The 18273-nt window shown below is 47.7% G+C and carries 21 protein-coding genes; 20 read left to right on the top strand and 1 reads right to left on the bottom strand.

Translation table 11 applies throughout. From position 1 onward, the window contains the following. The first annotated feature begins 82 nt into the window (after positions 1-82). The 6 genes from fapR to rnc all read left to right on the top strand — a co-directional run bounded on the left by fapR (position 83) and on the right by rnc (position 4444). Complete coding sequence (gene fapR, locus AC3IRK_RS10105; protein WP_114595475.1) at positions 83-652, top strand: transcription factor FapR; 570 nt, start codon at positions 83-85, stop codon at positions 650-652. After that, entirely contained in the window at positions 649-1644 is a 996-nt protein-coding gene (plsX, locus tag AC3IRK_RS10100; protein ID WP_131502604.1) for a phosphate acyltransferase PlsX, read from the top strand. The genes fapR and plsX overlap by 4 nt, the downstream gene beginning before the upstream one ends. Positions 1645-1657: 13 nt before the next feature. After that, the gene (gene fabD / locus AC3IRK_RS10095) at positions 1658-2578 is read left to right on the top strand and encodes an ACP S-malonyltransferase (RefSeq protein ID WP_131502603.1); all 921 of its coding nucleotides are present in this window, start codon (positions 1658-1660) and stop codon (positions 2576-2578) included. After that, positions 2575-3306 carry a 3-oxoacyl-[acyl-carrier-protein] reductase gene (fabG, locus tag AC3IRK_RS10090; RefSeq protein ID WP_131502602.1) on the top strand — a complete coding sequence of 244 codons (732 nt, stop codon included), beginning with the start codon at positions 2575-2577 and terminating at the stop codon, positions 3304-3306. The genes fabD and fabG overlap by 4 nt, the downstream gene beginning before the upstream one ends. Before the next feature lie 69 nt (positions 3307-3375). Beyond that, entirely contained in the window at positions 3376-3615 is a 240-nt protein-coding gene (gene acpP, locus AC3IRK_RS10085) for an acyl carrier protein (protein ID WP_012370777.1), read from the top strand. Positions 3616-3673: 58 nt separating this feature from the next. Next, complete coding sequence (gene rnc, locus AC3IRK_RS10080; RefSeq protein WP_034769816.1) at positions 3674-4444, top strand: ribonuclease III; 771 nt, start codon at positions 3674-3676, stop codon at positions 4442-4444. 49 nt (positions 4445-4493) lie between these two features. Here rnc and AC3IRK_RS10075 read toward each other — a convergent pair whose 3' ends face one another. Beyond that, positions 4494-4694 (bottom strand): DUF1128 family protein, encoded by a 201-nt coding sequence (locus AC3IRK_RS10075; RefSeq protein WP_026827983.1) that lies wholly within the window; start codon positions 4692-4694, stop codon positions 4494-4496. 126 nt (positions 4695-4820) lie between these two features. Here AC3IRK_RS10075 and smc point away from each other — a divergent pair, with 126 nt between their 5' ends. The 14 genes from smc to sucC all read left to right on the top strand — a co-directional run bounded on the left by smc (position 4821) and on the right by sucC (position 18267). Beyond that, on the top strand, positions 4821-8390 hold the full coding sequence (gene smc, locus AC3IRK_RS10070) for a chromosome segregation protein SMC (protein ID WP_489169924.1): 3570 nt from the start codon (positions 4821-4823) through the stop codon (positions 8388-8390). Then, positions 8387-9391, top strand: coding sequence for a signal recognition particle-docking protein FtsY (ftsY, locus tag AC3IRK_RS10065; protein ID WP_489169923.1), 1005 nt, complete (start codon positions 8387-8389; stop codon positions 9389-9391). The genes smc and ftsY overlap by 4 nt, the downstream gene beginning before the upstream one ends. 101 nt (positions 9392-9492) lie before the next feature. Next, positions 9493-9813, top strand: coding sequence for a putative DNA-binding protein (locus tag AC3IRK_RS10060; RefSeq protein WP_489169922.1), 321 nt, complete (start codon positions 9493-9495; stop codon positions 9811-9813). Between the two features lie 11 nt (positions 9814-9824). Further along, positions 9825-11177 carry a signal recognition particle protein gene (ffh, locus tag AC3IRK_RS10055; RefSeq protein WP_026827987.1) on the top strand — a complete coding sequence of 451 codons (1353 nt, stop codon included), beginning with the start codon at positions 9825-9827 and terminating at the stop codon, positions 11175-11177. Between the two features lie 93 nt (positions 11178-11270). Then, positions 11271-11546, top strand: coding sequence for a 30S ribosomal protein S16 (gene rpsP, locus AC3IRK_RS10050; protein ID WP_012370770.1), 276 nt, complete (start codon positions 11271-11273; stop codon positions 11544-11546). An 89-nt stretch (positions 11547-11635) separates the two neighbouring features. Next, positions 11636-12145: a ribosome maturation factor RimM gene (rimM, locus tag AC3IRK_RS10045; protein WP_489169921.1), complete on the top strand. Its 510-nt coding sequence runs from the start codon at positions 11636-11638 to the stop codon at positions 12143-12145. Beyond that, the gene (gene trmD / locus AC3IRK_RS10040) at positions 12142-12870 is read left to right on the top strand and encodes a tRNA (guanosine(37)-N1)-methyltransferase TrmD (protein WP_131972507.1); all 729 of its coding nucleotides are present in this window, start codon (positions 12142-12144) and stop codon (positions 12868-12870) included. The genes rimM and trmD overlap by 4 nt, the downstream gene beginning before the upstream one ends. Positions 12871-12982: 112 nt before the next feature. Beyond that, positions 12983-13336, top strand: coding sequence for a 50S ribosomal protein L19 (gene rplS, locus AC3IRK_RS10035; protein WP_012370767.1), 354 nt, complete (start codon positions 12983-12985; stop codon positions 13334-13336). Positions 13337-13436: 100 nt separating this feature from the next. Beyond that, complete coding sequence (gene lepB / locus AC3IRK_RS10030; RefSeq protein WP_131502599.1) at positions 13437-13976, top strand: signal peptidase I; 540 nt, start codon at positions 13437-13439, stop codon at positions 13974-13976. A 214-nt stretch (positions 13977-14190) separates the two neighbouring features. Beyond that, positions 14191-15057, top strand: a complete 867-nt coding sequence (gene ylqF / locus AC3IRK_RS10025) for a ribosome biogenesis GTPase YlqF (protein WP_114595485.1) — start codon at positions 14191-14193, stop codon at positions 15055-15057. Between the two features lie 59 nt (positions 15058-15116). Continuing rightward, positions 15117-15869, top strand: coding sequence for a ribonuclease HII (gene rnhB / locus AC3IRK_RS10020; RefSeq protein ID WP_489169920.1), 753 nt, complete (start codon positions 15117-15119; stop codon positions 15867-15869). Between the two features lie 13 nt (positions 15870-15882). Then, positions 15883-16761 carry a hypothetical protein gene (locus tag AC3IRK_RS10015; protein ID WP_131502597.1) on the top strand — a complete coding sequence of 293 codons (879 nt, stop codon included), beginning with the start codon at positions 15883-15885 and terminating at the stop codon, positions 16759-16761. Continuing rightward, positions 16758-17018, top strand: coding sequence for an EscU/YscU/HrcU family type III secretion system export apparatus switch protein (locus AC3IRK_RS10010; protein ID WP_026827994.1), 261 nt, complete (start codon positions 16758-16760; stop codon positions 17016-17018). The genes AC3IRK_RS10015 and AC3IRK_RS10010 overlap by 4 nt, the downstream gene beginning before the upstream one ends. Positions 17019-17106: 88 nt before the next feature. Next, positions 17107-18267 carry an ADP-forming succinate--CoA ligase subunit beta gene (sucC, locus tag AC3IRK_RS10005; RefSeq protein ID WP_026827995.1) on the top strand — a complete coding sequence of 387 codons (1161 nt, stop codon included), beginning with the start codon at positions 17107-17109 and terminating at the stop codon, positions 18265-18267. Positions 18268-18273 lie beyond the last annotated feature (6 nt).

Raw genomic sequence — 18273 nt, 5'->3', positions numbered from 1 at the left:
TTGAAAGTGAACAACAAGGGATATATACTACTATTAGTACCAGGTGATAATGGTAGACATCCTTCTTGTGGGAGGAACGTACATGCGGGTACCTAAAAAAGAGCGACAAACTGAATTACAGCATACAATTGAACAAAATCCGTTCATTACGGATGAAGCATTAGCGACTCATTTCAACGTCAGTATCCAGACGATTCGTCTGGACCGGATGGAAATGAAGATTCCGGAACTACGTGAACGTATTAAACACGTCGCGACGGAACGGTTAGATGATGTGCGTACATTGACTGAAAATGAAGTCATTGGTGATATGATTGACCTGAAACTGGATACATCGGCGATTTCGATTTTAGAAATCCTACCGGAACACGCGTTCAGCCGAAATGCGATCGCCCGCGGACATATTTTGTTTGCCCAAGCGAACTCATTGGCAATCGCCCTGATTGATGATGAACTGGCCTTGACGACAAAAGCCAATGTCCAGTTTACGCGATCCGTCCACGTTGGTGAACGTGTCGTGGCGAAAGCATTCGTCAGCTCGCATCGACAAGATGGACGATCGGACATTAACGTCGAGAGTTTTGTCGGCGATGAGTGTGTGTTCATCGGTGAATTTACGGTGTATCGAAGTAGTAAGGAGGAGTCAAGATGATTTTAGCAGTAGACGCAATGGGAGGAGATCATGCTCCACGCGCCATCGTAGAAGGAGTCGTCCAATTTTTAGCGGAACGTCCAACGGAACAGGTTGAAATTCGGTTGGTCGGCGATGAATTAAAGTTACGTTCGTATGACATCAAGGATCCACGTGTGAAAATCGTCCACGCTGCATCCGTCATTACCGGGGAAGACGAGCCGGTCCGCGCAATCCGTCGCAAGAAAGATAGCTCACTCGTGGTGGCTGCAAACCTGGTGAAATCAAAAGAGGCAGATGCTTTGATTTCAGCAGGCAACACGGGTGCACTCATGACAGCCGGATTGTTCGTGATCGGTCGAATCGAAGGAATTGACCGTCCGGCATTAGCGCCGACTTTCCCGACACGAAATGGAAAAGGGGTCGTCATCTTAGATGTCGGTGCCAATCCAGATGCAAAAGCAGAACATCTTTTGGATTATGCGATCATGGGGTCGGTCTACGCAGAACAAGTCAGAGGAATCAAACAGCCAAAAGTGGCGTTGCTGAATATCGGATCAGAAGCCGGTAAAGGGAACGCACTGACGAAAGAGACATATCCCCTGCTTGAGGCCGCTCCAATCCATTTTGTCGGGAACGTTGAGGCGCGAGAAGCGATGAGCGGTGAAGTGGATGTCATCGTAACGGAAGGATTTGCCGGAAATACGCTCTTAAAGAGTACAGAGGGTGCCGCCAGCATGATCATGGGCGTCATGAAAGAACAATTCATGAGTTCGTTCAGTTCAAAAATTGCGGCCTTGATTCTAAAGCCGAAACTGAAAAAAATGAAACAACTGCTTGCCTATGAAGAATACGGCGGAGCCGGATTGTTCGGGATTGCCGCTCCGGTCATCAAAGCACACGGCTCAAGTAATGCCTATGCATTCAGCCGGGCATTGGCACAAGCAGAACAAATGGTTGAACAGCAGGTAGTCACAAAAATCATCGAGGCAAAGACAACGAAAGAAATCTAAAGGGGTGAGACGGATGGGTAAAACAGTTTGGATGTTTCCAGGTCAAGGTTCACAAATGCCAGGAATGGGACAAACGCTTCTACATCATGAAGAGTCACGTCAAGCATTGATGGACCTTGGGACACGGATTGGTCTCGATTTAACGGATTTATTGACGACGGGGACAAAAGAAGATTTGAAGCCGACAGAAATTGCACAACCTGCCATCGTTGCACACAGCACGTTGCTTGCGAATCGTTATGCGGCACTTGGTCATCGACCGGACTTTGTACTCGGACATAGTGTCGGAGAGTACAGTGCACTCGTTGCAGCGTCTGTGTTAACAGCAAGTGAAGCGGTTTACCTCGTTCGCGAACGAGGTAATCTGATGAATCAAGTGACAGGCGGTACGATGGCAGCTGTCATCGGGCTGAACGATGTCGAAGCCGCACATCATGCGGTCGAGTCCATCGCGGCAACAGGAGAGATCGTCCAAATTGCAAACTACAACTGTCCGGGACAATTCGTGATTTCAGGACAAGTTGCAGCTGTCGAGGCGGCGACTGCGAAATTAAAAGAGTTGGGTGCGAAACGTGTCCTACCGCTTGATGTATCGGGAGCGTTCCACTCGTCGTTAATGACTCCATTCGCCTCACGATTTGAAGATATCTTGGTTTCTTCACCTTTCCAGGCGGCGAAAACAAAATTCATCTCGAACGTCGATAGTGATTTTCACGATCAGCCGGATGAATTGATTCGTTTACTGGTTCAACAATTGTATTCACCGGTTCGTTTTGAATCTTGTGTGGAAAAATTGATTGAAGAGGGTGCGGATACATTTATCGAATTCGGTCCGTCGTCACCACTTAGTGGGCTCGTCAAGCGGATTAAAAAAGATGTCAAGATCGTCAGCATCACGACACTTGAACAATTGGAAGCGGAGGCGATTCGTTGAATAAAGTAGCACTCGTAACCGGTGCATCACGCGGAATCGGAGCCGCTATCGCCAAACGATTGGCGACAGACGGATTCCGGATCGTCGTGAACTACGCCGGTAATACAGCAAAAGCAGAAGAAGTCGTATCATCTATCGTTGATGCCGGTGGTGAAGCCATCGCCGTCCAAGCAGACGTTGCAGACGCTGAACAGGTGAAAGCATTGCTGAAGACGACAATGGATACGTACGGCCAGTTGGATTGCGTCGTCAATAATGCCGGTATCACGCGGGATGGTCTGTTGATGCGAATGAAAGAAGCCGATTTTGACGCCGTTCTGAATACGAACTTAAAAGGTGCGTTTCTTGTGACGCAAGCAGCGACGCGCCCCTTGTTGAAATCGAGCGGCCGCATCATCAATATCGCTTCCGTCGTCGGAATCACCGGTAACCCGGGTCAAGCCAACTATGTGGCGGCAAAAGCCGGTCTGATCGGATTTACGAAGTCGGTCGCACGTGAACTGGCGAGCAAAGGCGTTACGGCAAATGCGATTTGTCCCGGTTTCATTGAAACCGATATGACGGATGAATTGACAGAAACACAACGCAATCAGACACTCGACCAAATTCCGTTAAAACGATTTGGTCAGACGGAAGATATCGCGTCGCTTGTCAGTTTTATCGCGTCAGACAATGCCCGTTACATCACTGGTCAAACTTTGGCAGTCGATGGCGGCATGACAATGTAAGTGAACTGTGGTACTACTTTGCCAAATTGGCAATCATCTTATATACTCAACTCATGGAGGGATTTTCAAATGACAAAAGAACAAATTTTAGTAGACGTGCAAGAAGCAATCGCAGAGAAATTAGGCAAAGAACAGAGTGAAATCACACTCGACAAATCGTTCAAGGACGATCTCGGAGCAGATTCACTTGAAGTCATGGAACTCGTTATGGATCTCGAAGACAAATTCGAAATCACAATCGAAGATGACCAAGCAGAAAACTTAAAAACAGTTGGCGATGTCGTCAGCTACATCGAAACACAAGTCTAATACATGAAGCTGGACCCACCGCGTTTTTGCGGTGGGATTTAGCTGTTTAGGAGGCATTATGACGAATCAAAAGGGACGTCGTGTCCGAAAAGGACCGTATGTAAAGCGACGGAAAGACTCACGGGCTTTGGCGCAAATTGAACAGAAGTTCAGCCAGTTGCAAGAACGGCTGGATATTCATTTTGCGAATGTAGAACTATTGAAGCAAGCATTTACGCATTCTTCTTTCGTAAATGAACAACGTGAATCAGATGGAGATAACGAACGTCTGGAGTTTTTAGGCGATGCCGTATTAGAATTGACGGTCTCCAGGTATTTATTTCAGCACTATCCGGAACGTTCCGAGGGGGAATTAACAAAGCTGCGTGCGGCCATCGTGTGTGAGCCGTCACTGGTCCAGTTCGCGAATCATTATGAGTTTTCTGAAATGATTCTACTTGGCAAAGGTGAGGAACTGACAGGGGGAAGAAATCGTCCGGCACTATTAGCGGATGTGTTTGAAGCCTTCATCGGAGCCTTGTATTTGGACCAAGGGATTGAAGCTGCAGAACGATTCCTCGCCGAAGCGGTTTTTCCGAAAGTGGCGTCTGGATTTTTTGAAGAACAAACTGATTTTAAAAGCCAGCTCCAAGAAGCCATCCAACGGGTCGGACTTGGACAAATCGAGTATGAAATCATTGAGGAACGTGGTCCGGCGCACAGTCGTGAGTTCATCTCGCGCGTACACATCGCGGATAAGCTGGAAGGCATCGGGACCGGTCGTTCGAAAAAAGAAGCCGAACAGCAAGCAGCTAAACAAGCATTGCTGGAACTTAAAAACAGCTTCTGACATGGAAAAGGCACCCATTTTAAAATGGAGTGCCTTTTTTTGAGGAATCTTAAACGGTTTTGAGTGATTTCAGTTCGTCGACGATAGCATCGACTTCTGCTAACGTCAAGGACTCACGCATCATGACGAAGTCATAAATCTCTTTTAAATCATCATTTTTTGTTCCGTCGAATTGTTCCGCCTTGATGACGCCTTTGTTGATAATGTTTAATTTATCCAAAATGTCTACAATCATTTGTTCAATTGTCATGTCTTAAAATCTCCTCTTCATTTCTTTAAGCCTAACATTACCATAAAAGCTACCATTTTGTAGACCTTTCGGCTATGGTAAACTAAAAGAAAATCAAAAAGAAATTTAAACATATGGGTGGTCAAGATGTACTTAAAACGAATTGAAATCAATGGCTTCAAGTCATTTGCCAGTCGGACGGAGCTCGACTTCCTTCCGGGAGTCACAGCCGTCGTCGGACCAAACGGCAGTGGGAAGTCCAATATATCGGATGCTGTGCGCTGGGTGCTCGGTGAGCAATCAGCTAAATCATTACGCGGTGGGAAGATGGAAGATGTCATCTTTGCCGGAAGTATCACGGAACACCGGAAACAATTTGCGGAAGTCACGCTCGTGCTCGACAATGAGTCGGGGACTGTTGCCTTGCCGTATCAAGAAATCAATGTAACGCGGCGTGTCAGCCGGAACGGCGACAGTGATTATTTTTTAAATAAAAAACCATGCCGATTAAAAGATGTTCTGGATTTATTCATGGATACCGGATTGTCGCGTGACGCGTTCGCCATCATCGGTCAAGGACGGGTCGAACAAGTGATTTCCGGAAAGCCGGAAGAACGACGCGCGGTCATCGAAGAGGCAGCCGGCGTCTTAAAATACCGGAACCGTAAAAAACAAGCCGAACGAAAGTTAACGGATACAGAAACAAATTTGTCACGGGTCGACGACATCTTATTTGAACTGGGTGGACGAATTGAGCCATTACGGGAACAAGCATCACTGGCAAAAGAATTTTTAGTTGCACGGGAACGGTACGACTTCTTGGAACGGGGCATCATTGTAACCGAAATTCAACAATATAAGACACAGCTTGCTGACGTGTCGACGGAAATCGAATCGTGCCAAGCTCAGTTATTGATGGAACAAGACCGGTTGCAAGATACGATTGCAACACGGGAAACGCAAGAAACGTCGCTAGAAGAGACACGGCGACTTGAGACGGAGATGCAGGATCGTTTACGGCTTGTCTCGAATAAACTCGTTGAAATCGAAGGGGCTTTGAACCTGGCGAAAGAGCGGGAAAAACACGGGGCGGAAATGAAGGCGCGTCTGGAACGGGAAGTAGCAGTTGCCGAACAACGCGTAGCGCAAATCGAGCAAGAGGAACAGGCGGTGCTGAAACAACAGCAACAGACACAGCAACTGTACCTCGATACTGTTGCGCAACGGGAACAAGCCGATGCTGCCTTGTCTTACTCCGATCGGGATTTTGAAAAAGAAGCCGAACAATTACGTTCGGAAGCCTTTGAAGTGGCCAGCCGTCTGGCGGCGGCAACGAATGCTTACCACCGTGCCAAACAAGATCTTCTTCATGCAGAAGAACAGCAAATCAGCTTTTCTGAAAATGTCGGGTCAAAACAAACGGACCGCTCGACGTATGAAGCCGAAACGATCCGTCTGGGGCAACAGGCGGAAGAGTTGCGGAACCGTTTAGAAACGTTGCGTCAAGAAGAACACGCACAACAAGACCAGCACCGTCAGCAACAAGAGACGTTGCGGCAAATGGAGCAATCCATCATCGATCTCCACCGGCGTCGCGATAAGACGGAAGACCGGATCGAGTTTTTGGAATCGGTCAAAGCGGACTACAGTGGCTATTTCGGAGCCGTCAAAACCGTTTTGAAACAACGTGACCGGATTGCAGGGATCCATGGCGCTGTTGCGGAACTGATTACCGTTCCTGCCCGTTTTGAGGCGGCAATCGAAACTGCTTTGGGCGGAGCGATGCAAAATGTCGTCGTCGATACAGATGTCACAGGCCGGAAACTGATTCAAGAACTACGTCGATTGAATGCCGGTCGGGCGACATTCATGCCGCTCGCGTCCATTCAGCGTCGTGAACTGAGTGCTTCCGTGCAAGAAAGTCTATCCGGCATGTCCGGCTACCTCGGCGTTGCGAGCAATCTGGTCACGACACGAGAAGACTTCACAAAACTGAAAGAGAATCTGCTGGGGACGACTTTGGTCGTTGAATCGCTTGAACAAGCGAATACGATTGCCCGTTCGACAGGACACCGTTACCGGATCGTGACGCTCGAAGGCGATGTCGTCAACGTCGGGGGATCGATGACGGGAGGCAGCCGGAAAAAAGGAACACCTCTCTTCAGCCAGTCGCGTGAACTGGAAGAGTTGCAGACAGGATTAAAACAAGGTCAGGCTGTTATTCGGGAACAAGAGCGACGCCGTGATGAAATGAGAACGGCTAACGCACAACTTGCCGGTTCACTTGAAGAAAAGGTCCGCAACATTCAACTGGTCCAGGCGCAATTGGAAAGTGTCCGTGAAGCCTTTACAGAGGCGAAGCGCAGTCTTGCCGTCACCGCCTCGGAATTATCGGTTCACGATGGTCAGCTGAATCGTCTTGCTGAACAAGCGACCGAAGCAAAAGCAATCATTGCAACATCAGAGCAGGACATGGAACAGTTGACGAAACGCCAAGTGGAACTGCGCCAGGCTCTCGATCAACTGAAAGAAGCGCAGTCACGCGGGGCTGTTGCAGTCGAGGAATTGAAACAACAACAAGCTGAAGCATTGCTTGAGGAACGGACGGTCAGTATGACACGCGATCAAATCGACCGTGAAGTCATGCGTCTCCGGGAGACACTGAGTCATGCGAAATTAGAAAGAAGCCATAAAAGGCGTGATTTGAAGCATATTCTGGAAGGATTCGATGAAGCGAAGATTGATGCGCTGCACGTTGAAAAAATGCAGATGCAACAAGAACAAACTTCAGTCGAACATGAATTGACGCTTGTGACAAAAAAAATCCGGCAGGCAGCAGAAGATTTGCGTCTGTTACGGATTCAGGAAGCGAAATTGACGGAAGCACGTCAGGGGACGACACAACGTCTCGATCAAGCCCGACTCGCCCAGGGACGACTCAGCACACGTCTTGAGACACGTCATGAAATACTGGAAGAAATGGGGCTGGTCGCGGACTTGATCCAACCATTGACCACTTCATTCGAGGAAGCCAAGGAAGAATTACATCTCTTGAAACGGCAACTCGAGGAAATCGGGATTGTCAATCTCGGTGCCATCGATGAATTTGCTGAAGTCGATCAACGCTTTACGTTCTTGGCGACGCAGCGTGACGATTTAGTCAATGCGAAAACTGATTTGTATGCTGTCATTGAAGAAATGGACCGGGAAGTCGTCCGATTGTTCAAACAGACATACACCGCCGTTCGGGAACATTTCCGGGAAACCTTCCGTGAACTGTTTGGCGGCGGGGAAGCCGACTTGATTTTAGTGGATCCAACCGACCTCTTGACAAGCGGTATCGATATCGTAGCCAAACCACCCGGCAAAAAGTTACAAAATCTGTCCCTATTGTCCGGTGGGGAACGTGCCTTGACTGCGATTGCACTGCTATTCGCCATCTTAAAAACACGACCGGTCCCATTCTGTGTTCTCGATGAGGTCGAAGCGGCCCTCGATGAGGCGAACGTCGCCCGGTTTGGAGAGTTCGTCCATCAACTGGCACGCGAGACACAGTTCATCATCATTACCCACCGAAAGGGAACGATGGAGTCTGCCGATGTCCTGTATGGCGTTACGATGCAACAAAACGGTATTTCTGAAGTATTATCCGTTAAACTGGAAGAAGCGAGACGGACACTCAGTGAAGAAGTAGAACCAAAGGGGATAAAAAAATGAGTTTCTTTAAAAAATTAAAAGATCGTCTGACGACATCCACGCAAGAAGTGACGTCGAAGTTTACAGAAGGCTTGACGAAAACACGGGACGGGTTGGCGAATGCCGTCAACGATCTCGTCTACCGTTTCCGTGAAGTCGACGAAGATTTTTTCGAAGAGTTGGAAGAAGTATTGATTCAGGCCGATGTCGGTGTCACGACAACGATGGATCTTGTTGAAAAGTTAAAAGTTGAAGTCAAACGTAAAAACGTCAAGGATACAAAAGAAGTGCGTGACGTACTGGTCGAAGTCGTCGCGAGCATGTTGGTGGAAGAGGAAGAGTCGGAACTGGATCTCAGTCACGAACTCAATGTCATCTTATTTGTCGGTGTCAACGGCGTCGGGAAAACAACGACGATCGGTAAACTGGCGAACCGTCTGAAAAACGAAGGCAAAACGGTCATGCTCGCAGCCGGAGATACGTTCCGGGCCGGTGCCATCGATCAACTACAAGTCTGGGGTGAACGTTCCGGTGTGTCTGTCATTCGTCAAGGTGAAGGGTCGGACCCGGCGGCAGTCATCTATGATGCGGTTCAAGCCGCTAAAGCACGAAAAGTCGACGTCCTGATTTGCGATACTGCCGGTCGACTGCAAAACAAAGTCAATTTAATGAATGAACTCGAAAAAGTAAAACGTGTCATCGAACGGGAAATTCCGGGGGCGCCGCATGAAGTATTGCTTGCGCTTGACGCGACGACCGGTCAAAATGCGATGGTTCAAGCAAAAGCCTTTAAACAAGCGACGGATGTCAGCGGGATCGTTTTGACGAAGCTCGACGGAACAGCGAAAGGCGGAATCGTCCTTGCGATTAAGAACGAGTTGGATTTGCCGGTGAAATTCGTTGGTCTCGGTGAAAAAATCGATGACTTACAACCGTTCGATGCTGAACAATTCGTATATGGATTATTTGGAGATGTCTTTGAAGAAAAAGAAACGGTCGAAGAAGTCCGAGAAGAGGACTGACCACGATTTCCTTGTAAAGAAAAAAACTTGACAACACACTGTGAGGGCTGTACTATACTATCTGTAAAGGAATTTCACTTAACAACCGCGGAGGTGTTCGAATGACGCTTGATAAGACGAACCGGATGAATTATCTGATTGACTTTTATCAGGAGCTTTTGACGCCGAAACAACGGAATTATATGTCACTCTATTACTTAGATGACTTTTCGTTAGGTGAAATCGCCGATGAGTTTGAAGTCAGCCGACAAGCAGTCTACGACAACATAAAACGTACGGAAGCGATGCTTGAACAATATGAAGAACGACTGGGTTTGTTCGCAAAGTATGAACAGCGAAAGATACTTCTTGATCAGTTGAAGCAACTAGACCTTCCGAGCGAAGCTCACGTGACCATTATGGCACTCGAGCAATTAGAGTAGGGGGCAATTTCATGGCATTCGAAGGATTATCGGAACGGCTTCAAGCCAGTCTCGCTAAAATGCGGGGTAAAGGTAAGATTTCTGAAGCGGACGTAAAAGAAATGATGCGTGAGGTTCGCCTTGCGTTATTAGAAGCTGACGTCAACTTCAAAGTCGTCAAACAATTCGTAAATGATGTGAAAGAACGTGCAGTCGGGCAAGATGTCATGACGTCTCTCACGCCAGGTCAGCAAGTCGTCAAAATCGTCCATGACGAATTGACGAAACTGATGGGGTCAGAAGTTTCTCCATTGACGTTATCGAACCGTCCGCCAACCGTCATCATGATGACCGGTTTGCAAGGGGCAGGTAAGACGACGACAGTCGGAAAACTTGCGAATCATTTACGGAAGAAACAAAATCGCAGTCCACTGCTCGTTGCAGCGGATATTTACCGACCGGCTGCGATCAAACAGCTCGAGACATTAGGAAAACAACTCGAACTGCCTGTTTTCTCAATGGGAGATCAGGTCAGTCCACAAGAGATTGTCACTAATGCCCTCGACTATGCAAAAGAGCATCACCACGATATCGTGTTGATCGATACGGCGGGACGCTTACATATCGACGAGGACCTCATGCAGGAACTGGTTGATGTGAAAGAAATCGCCAAACCGAATGAAATCTTCCTTGTCGTCGATTCGATGACGGGTCAGGATGCCGTCAATGTCGCCGAAAGCTTTAATGAAAAGCTCGGTGTGACAGGTGTCATCTTGACGAAGCTCGACGGGGATACTCGAGGCGGAGCAGCACTCTCCATCAAGGCAGTCACCGGAGCACCGATTAAGTTCGTCGGTCTTGGAGAGAAGCTGGACGCAATCGAGCCATTCTATCCGGAGCGGATGGCGTCACGGATTCTCGGCATGGGAGATATGCTGACGCTGATTGAAAAAGCGGAGTCTCAAATGGACGCGACACGCGCCAAAGAGCTCGAAGGCAAAATGCGCGATGCATCGTTCACGTTTGACGATTTCATCGAGCAGTTACAGCAAGTGAAACAGATGGGTCCTTTGGATGAGTTGTTAGGAATGATTCCGGGTGCCGGTAAAGGAAAGATGAAGGGTCTGAAAAATGCCCAAATCGATGAGAAGCAACTTGTTTATGTCGAAGCGATTATTCAATCGATGACAAAACGAGAGCGGACTGAACCGGAAATTCTCAATGCGAGTCGTCGGAAACGGATTGCGCGCGGCAGTGGTCGTAGCATTCAAGAAGTGAACCGATTGATCAAGCAATTTGAAGACATGCGGAAGATGATGAAACAATTCTCCGGCCAAATGGGCAAAGGGAAAAAGAAAGGCGGCTTTGGCCTCCCATTCTTCTAAAAGTCTTTTCACTTTTGCTGGAACGTTGTATACTAGTGAAGTTGTCAATTTGACTAAACCAAAAAATTATTTATTATCTGGAGGGACTTACGAATGGCAGTTAAAATTCGTCTTAAGCGCATGGGCGCAAACAAATCACCTTTCTACCGTGTGGTAGTAGCAGACTCACGTGCACCACGTGATGGTCGTTTCATCGAGCAAATCGGATACTACAACCCGGTTGCTAAACCAGAAGCAGAAGTAAAACTTAACGAAGAGCTTGCTCTTAAATGGCTCGCTGAAGGTGCTAAACCTTCAGACACAGTTCGTAACCTCTTCTCAAAAGCTGGTATCATGGAGAAATTCCACAACGCGAAACTCGCGAAGTAAGACGATTGGAGGTGAGCGAAAGCTTACCTCCTTTTTGTATGGCAAAATAATAACGGGAAACAAGACTTGTGAATAAGGAAGTGGAACAGATGGAATGGTTGGAAGTCGCAAAAATCGCCAACACGCACGGCTTGAAAGGCGAATTGAAACTACTGGCAAGCACAGATTTTCCGGAACAGCGCTTTAAAGTCGGCAATGATGTATTTTTAGAATCAAACGGAACATACACACTGTTTACGATCAGCAGTTACCGGAAACACAAACAGTTCATTATGGTGACGTTCAAAGGAATGCAACACATCAATGATGTCGAGAAATATAAAGGCTCGAAGTTGTATGTTCAGCCGGAAGCCTTACAGGAGCTCGGGGAACATGAATTTTATTATCATGAAATCATCGGCTGTACGGTCTTCGACGGTGAGAACGAAATCGGTGTCGTCTCTGATATTTTAGAAACGGGAGCGAATGACGTTTGGACAATCAAACGTCCTGGTAAAAAAGATGTTCTGATTCCCTATATCGAACAAGTCGTCGCCTCAATCGACGTCGAAGCAAAACGGATTCAAATCACACCGTTACCGGGTTTGATCGAAGGATGAACATCACGGTCCTGACGCTATTTCCGGAAATGTTCACGGCGCTCAATCACTCAATTGTCGCCCGTGCGCAAGAGGAGAAGCGGATTGAACTCAACTATGTCAATTTCCGGGACTATTCGACGAATCGTCATGGGCGCGTCGATGATTCTCCATACGGTGGAGGAGCCGGAATGTTATTGACTCCCCAACCGGTGTTTGACGCGATTGCGGCATTGCCAGAAGCCAACCGGCGAATCATTGCTCTGACACCGACGGGGCGGCGATTTGATCAGCGTCTTGCGGAAGAATGGTCAACCGAAACGGAGCTCGTCTTTTTGTGCGGTCATTACGAAGGCTTTGACCAACGGATCCATGATGAGCTCGTGACGGACGAAGTGTCGCTCGGTGACTTTGTTTTGACGGGCGGGGAACTTGCCGCGATGACGATGATTGACGCCACCGTACGCCTGTTACCGGATGTCCTTGGGAAATCAGCCAGTCATGAAGACGACTCGTTTTCGACCGGATTGCTCGAGTATCCGCATTATACGCGTCCGGCTGACTTTCGGGGTTTAGTGGTTCCGGATGTCTTATTGTCCGGCAATCATGCCCGGATCGAAACATGGCGACGTGAACAGGCATTGAAACGTACGCTTGAACGGCGACCGGATTTACTTGAACAGGCCGATTTGTCCGAGGCTGACCGTCGTTACTTGCAATCAATTTCAGGATTGTCAAACGACTGAAACTGTGATAAGTTAAAACATGTGGCAAAAGCCACCTATTAACGATGTTCCGCTGTTGGATGCCAAGGGCAAATGAAGATACGAACATTGGTGAAAAAAGGAGAAATCATTCATGAACACACAACAATTGTTCCGTGAAATTACACAAGAACAAATCAAGTCAGACGTCCCTGCATTCCGTCCTGGTGATACAGTCCGCGTCCACGTTAAAGTCGTCGAGGGTACGCGTGAGCGGATCCAGCTTTTCGAAGGCGTAGTCATCAAACGTCACGGTGGCGGCATCAGCGAAACGTTTACAGTTCGTAAGATTTCTTACGGAGTTGGCGTTGAGCGTGCATTCCCGCTTCACTCACCACGTGTTGCGCAAATCGAAGTCGTTCGTTACGGTAAAGTCCGTCGTGCGAAACTTTACTACCTCCGTAACCTTCGCGGTAAAGCGGCTCGTATTAAAGAAATTCGTCGTTAATCATGTGAAAAAGTGGCTTGTCTCCGGACAAGCTTCTTTTTTTTACCGTTTATGCGTATACTAGGTTTAGGCAAGAGATTGAGTTGAAGGAGTGGAACGCGTGAAGGAGTTATTTAGTTGGATCAAGGCGCTGGTCGTGGCGCTCGTAATTGCGTTCATCATCCGAACGTTTTTATTCGTTCCGGTCATTGTAGACGGCGAATCGATGATGCCGACGTTACACAATTCGGACCGAATGATTGTCAATAAGGTTCCTTATTATTTCAATGAACCGGAACGGGGAGACATCGTCGTCTTCCATGCAACGGAAACACGGGATTACATCAAACGTGTGATTGCTGTTCCAGGTGATACGATGTACTACAAAGATGATACGTTATACGTCAACGATAAAAAAGTCGAGGAACCTTATTTGAACGAGTTTAAGGCGCAGATGAACGGTGTTCCGTTAACAGAAGACTTTACATTGGAAGAAAAAACAGCACAAACGACCGTTCCCAAAGGAAAAGTATTTGTAATGGGAGATAATCGTCAAAACTCGAAAGACAGCCGGGACATCGGTTTTGTAGACGAAGACCAAATCGTCGGTACGACGAATTTCGTTTTTTATCCGTTTAATGATGTTCGATCGGTCAATTGATGATTTCAGCAAGTAATTAAGAAACGGAGTTCACTGCATGTGGACTCCGTTTTTTTGTTCGGACCGGCACAGGGTTCTTTTCTGGCTAAAAGTTGCGTATACTAGAGAATGGATCGTTTCTCTCGAACAGGCAGTGGATCGGTCACACGAGACACGATGTATAAATCGTTCATTATTAGCAGTCCAAGCACTATGAAAACTTGAGGTGGAAGAAATGACAATACAATGGTTCCCGGGACACATGGCGAAAGCACGCCGTGAAGTCACGGAAAAATTAAAGTTGATTGATGTCGTCATCGAATTGGTGGATGCGCGGTTACCGATGTCGAGCCGTAATCCGATGGTCGAACAAATCACAGCAGGAAAACCGCGACTAATCGTCCTGAATAAATCAGACATGGCTGATGCCCGTCTGACCGAAAAGTGGATGCAGGCACTGCGGAAGGATGGTGTCGACGTCATCGCAGTCGATGCGAAGCATAACAAAGGGTTAGGACAGATTCATGAAGGTGCCTTACGCCTGATGAAAGACAAACATGACCGGATGCGGGATAAAGGGCGGAATCCAAGTGCGATTCGAGCTTTGATCATCGGAATTCCGAACGTCGGGAAATCAACGTTGATCAATCGGTTGGCTGGACGGAACATCGCGATTACAGGCGACCGTCCAGGTGTGACGAAACGTCAACAATGGATCAAAATGAAGACGGGTGAGATGGAACTGCTTGATACACCGGGAATTCTCTGGCCGAAGTTTGATGACCAGCTTGTCGGCTACCGGTTAGCGGCAACGGGCGCCATTAAGGATGATATCCTGAATATTGATGATATTGCCTTGTTTGCAATCCGTGAGTTGATGACTCGTTATCCGGAACAATTAAAACTGCGTTATCGTCTCAAGGAAATCACGGGAGAAGCTGTTGATGTATTAGAAGCCATCGGAAAAAACCGTGGTTTCGTAACCGGTGGCTATGTCGACTTTGAGCGGACAAGTGAAATGTTACTTCACGAGCTCCGAACGGAGAAAATTGGTCGGGTTACGCTCGAGACCGTCGAAGAGTGGGCGACTGTTACAGAATAAGACAGGCTTGGACTTCTCGAGATGAGAAATCCAAGCTTTTTTCGAAAAGGAGTCAAATCATGAACATTACTGAAATCAAAGCACGATTAGCAATCGTCTCACAGGGAGAATTTGAACAAGTAAAAATCGAGTTCGCACAAGATACCCGAAAAGGAGTCGTCGCTGCCCTGAAACAAGCAGAACGCCGGTTGTTAAACGAAGAGCAACAACGACTTCAGTTTCAAGAACGATCGTGTTTTGAAGACCAGTACCGCGCGCAAGGTCACCAGCGTATTGCTGGAGTGGATGAGGTCGGTCGGGGACCGCTTGCGGGTCCGGTCGTCGCAGCAGCTGTTATTTTACCAGTGGATTTTTATCATCCCGGGCTGACAGATTCAAAACAGATGTCGAAAAAACAACGACTTGCTGCATATGAGCATATTCAGGAAGTCGCAGAAGTCGCAATCGGTATCGTCGAACCGGAAGAAATTGACCGGATCAACATTTACCAGGCCTCTAAACAGGCTATGCAGCAGGCTGTCGCTCAATTGACGCCGGATGCCCTGTTAGTGGACGCGATGACGCTTGATGTCGATCTCCCACAGGAATCCTTGATCAAAGGGGATGCCCGGAGCATCTCGATTGCAGCAGCAAGTGTCGTCGCGAAAGAAACACGGGATACGATGATGGAACAATACGCCATGATCTACCCGGAATATGGCTTTGACCAACATGCCGGATACGGGACGGCACAACACTTACAGGCACTCGACCGTGTAGGTTTGACGCCGATTCACCGGAAGACATTTAAACCGGTCCTCGACCGACTTTAGGAGGTGAGCTATCGTGCAGATTGAGCATCGTGCCTTATTGCCCTTTAAAATTATTGATTCGGCTAACCAACCGTTGCGTGAAGGGGCAAACGTCATCGGTAAAGTACTGAAACTGCTTCCGGACGGTCTGATGGAACTGCAAGTCGGACAACGTGTCTTGACGGCGGGGACGACAGCCGAGCTAAAAGAAGGAGCGACCTACCGGTTTCTGGTCACGAGTACAGATGGACAGCCCGTTTTAAAAATTGTTTCACAGGAAACCAGTTCTCCGAAATTACCGGTGCTTCCGACATTTGATCGGATTGCTCCACTTTCAGCGGAATCCGTCCCGCAAACGACACGAGAGGTGTTGCAACAGCTGGGTCAAAAAGTGATGGAGGGATCCGGAACAGCCTTCAAACAAGCCATCATCGAGTTGGTTCAACTCGCTCGGAGTGCGGATGGTACAACAGAGGGGCAGCTCGACCGGAAGACGAGTGATCAGGTGCTGGCCCAACAGGTCATTCAAGCAACGAATGAAACCGGACGCGGTATATTTTTGTTTCAATTACCGCAATTTGGTCCTTTCGAAGAAGTCGACGTCACGATGGAGGCACCCTTTGATCAAAAAGAATTTAATCCGGATCACGCACGAATTGCTTTTTACTTAAAACTGCCGAAAGTCGGCGAAATTGCATTGGATTTATTAATCACGGATCGAAAAATCGCGATTTCCGTTTTTCATCCGGATGACCGGATTGCCGCTTTTATGTCCCACTATCAGCCGACCATCGAACAACGTTTGTACGAGCAGGGATATGATTTGATCCGCTTCGAACAAATAGAAGCGGAAAAAGAACGGATATCGTTCCAACCGACGGATCGAAACGGAAGGGTGGATTATCAGATATGAAAAAAGCCATCGCCTTATCATATGAAGAACAGATGCAGGCTCCTAAGGTCGTCGCGAAAGGATCAGAACGGGTGGCGGAGCGAATTCTCGAAGAAGCTCTCCAACACGGTATTCCGATACGGCAAGACGAGACGTTGGTCACATTGCTCGACGCCGTCCAAGTCTCAGAGCAAATTCCAAATGAATTATATGGGGTCATTGCCGAGTTATTCGCCTTTTTATATCAACTCGATCAAACAGGAATTTCGAAGAAATAAATGCTTTCGGTCGATAACGATAGACAGCGCTTCCAATTTTAACTACAATGAAAGAGCCGAAACTAAAGGGGTTAAGGGGGATTTTTTCATGAATGTACATGAATATCAGGCAAAAGAGTTACTTCGTTCGTACGGTGTACCTGTTCCGAACGGAATTGCAGCATTTACAGTTGAAGAAGCAGTCGATGCAGCAGAACAATTGTCAGGTCCGATCAAAGTCGTAAAAGCACAGATTCACGCAGGGGGTCGCGGTAAAGCCGGTGGTGTTAAATTGGCAAAATCGCAAGAAGAAGTGAAAGAATTCGCGACAGAGTTACTCGGCAAAACACTCGTCACGCATCAAACAGGTCCAGAAGGTAAAGTTATCCAACGTCTTCTTGTTGAGGAAGGTTGCGCGATTGACAAGGAATACTATCTCGGGATTGTCCTTGACCGTGTAACGGGACGTGTCGTCATCATGGGTTCAAGTGAAGGCGGAATGGATATTGAGGAAGTCGCAGAAGCAACTCCGGAAAAAATCATCAAAGAAGTGGTTGATCCGGCAGTTGGTTTACAAGCCTTCCAAGCGCGTAAATTGGCGTTTGCAATGGGTGTTCCGGTTAAACTTGTCAATAAATTCGTCGGTATGGTCACGAAATTGTATACATTCTTCGTCGATAAAGACTGCTCGATTGCTGAAATCAATCCACTCGTCACAACAAAAGACGGTGATGTCTTGGCACTTGATGCAAAACTCAACTTTGATTCAAACGCGTTATACCGTCATGCGGATGTCGTTGCACTCCGTGACGAGTCAGAAGAGGATCCACGTGAAGTGGAAGCTTCTAAAAATGACTTAAACTATATCGCACTCGACGGAAACATCGGATGTCTCGTCAACGGTGCAGGTCTCGCGATGGCGACGATGGATATCATCAAGCATTTCAGCGGCGATCCAGCAAACTTCCTTGATGTCGGTGGCGGTGCGACAAAAGAAAAAGTAACAGAAGCCTTTAAATTGATTTTATCGGATGAGAACGTCAAAGGGATTTTCGTTAACATCTTTGGTGGAATCATGAAGTGTGACGTCATTGCAGAAGGTATCGTTGCCGCAACAAAAGAAGTGGGCTTAGAATTGCCACTCGTCGTCCGTCTCGAAGGAACAAATGTCGATGCCGGGAAACAAATTCTCAAAGATTCAGGTCTAGCGATTACAGCAGCTACATCAATGGCAGACGGCGCAGAAAAAATTGCTGCGCTCGTGAAGTAAGGGGGA

Source organism: Exiguobacterium sp. GL_137 (assembly GCF_057834585.1).
The sequence above is the reverse complement of the archived record's forward strand: the minus strand, read 5'-3'. Positions and strand labels throughout refer to the sequence as shown.

What these genes read in the sequence shown, in the direction of transcription:
- rpsP (WP_012370770.1), top strand. Translation starts at nt 11,271, where the DNA reads ATGGCAGTTAAAATTCGTCTTAAGCGCATGGGCGCAAACAAATCACCT.
- ylqF (WP_114595485.1), top strand. Translation starts at nt 14,191, where the DNA reads ATGACAATACAATGGTTCCCGGGACACATGGCGAAAGCACGCCGTGAA.
- AC3IRK_RS10060 (WP_489169922.1), top strand. Translation starts at nt 9,493, where the DNA reads ATGACGCTTGATAAGACGAACCGGATGAATTATCTGATTGACTTTTAT.
- rplS (WP_012370767.1), top strand. Translation starts at nt 12,983, where the DNA reads ATGAACACACAACAATTGTTCCGTGAAATTACACAAGAACAAATCAAG.
- plsX (WP_131502604.1), top strand. Translation starts at nt 649, where the DNA reads ATGATTTTAGCAGTAGACGCAATGGGAGGAGATCATGCTCCACGCGCC.
- trmD (WP_131972507.1), top strand. Translation starts at nt 12,142, where the DNA reads ATGAACATCACGGTCCTGACGCTATTTCCGGAAATGTTCACGGCGCTC.
- fapR (WP_114595475.1), top strand. Translation starts at nt 83, where the DNA reads ATGCGGGTACCTAAAAAAGAGCGACAAACTGAATTACAGCATACAATT.
- rnhB (WP_489169920.1), top strand. Translation starts at nt 15,117, where the DNA reads ATGAACATTACTGAAATCAAAGCACGATTAGCAATCGTCTCACAGGGA.
- smc (WP_489169924.1), top strand. Translation starts at nt 4,821, where the DNA reads ATGTACTTAAAACGAATTGAAATCAATGGCTTCAAGTCATTTGCCAGT.
- ffh (WP_026827987.1), top strand. Translation starts at nt 9,825, where the DNA reads ATGGCATTCGAAGGATTATCGGAACGGCTTCAAGCCAGTCTCGCTAAA.
- rimM (WP_489169921.1), top strand. Translation starts at nt 11,636, where the DNA reads ATGGAATGGTTGGAAGTCGCAAAAATCGCCAACACGCACGGCTTGAAA.
- ftsY (WP_489169923.1), top strand. Translation starts at nt 8,387, where the DNA reads ATGAGTTTCTTTAAAAAATTAAAAGATCGTCTGACGACATCCACGCAA.
- fabD (WP_131502603.1), top strand. Translation starts at nt 1,658, where the DNA reads ATGGGTAAAACAGTTTGGATGTTTCCAGGTCAAGGTTCACAAATGCCA.
- rnc (WP_034769816.1), top strand. Translation starts at nt 3,674, where the DNA reads ATGACGAATCAAAAGGGACGTCGTGTCCGAAAAGGACCGTATGTAAAG.
- sucC (WP_026827995.1), top strand. Translation starts at nt 17,107, where the DNA reads ATGAATGTACATGAATATCAGGCAAAAGAGTTACTTCGTTCGTACGGT.
- AC3IRK_RS10010 (WP_026827994.1), top strand. Translation starts at nt 16,758, where the DNA reads ATGAAAAAAGCCATCGCCTTATCATATGAAGAACAGATGCAGGCTCCT.
- AC3IRK_RS10075 (WP_026827983.1), bottom strand. Translation starts at nt 4,694, where the DNA reads ATGACAATTGAACAAATGATTGTAGACATTTTGGATAAATTAAACATT.
- acpP (WP_012370777.1), top strand. Translation starts at nt 3,376, where the DNA reads ATGACAAAAGAACAAATTTTAGTAGACGTGCAAGAAGCAATCGCAGAG.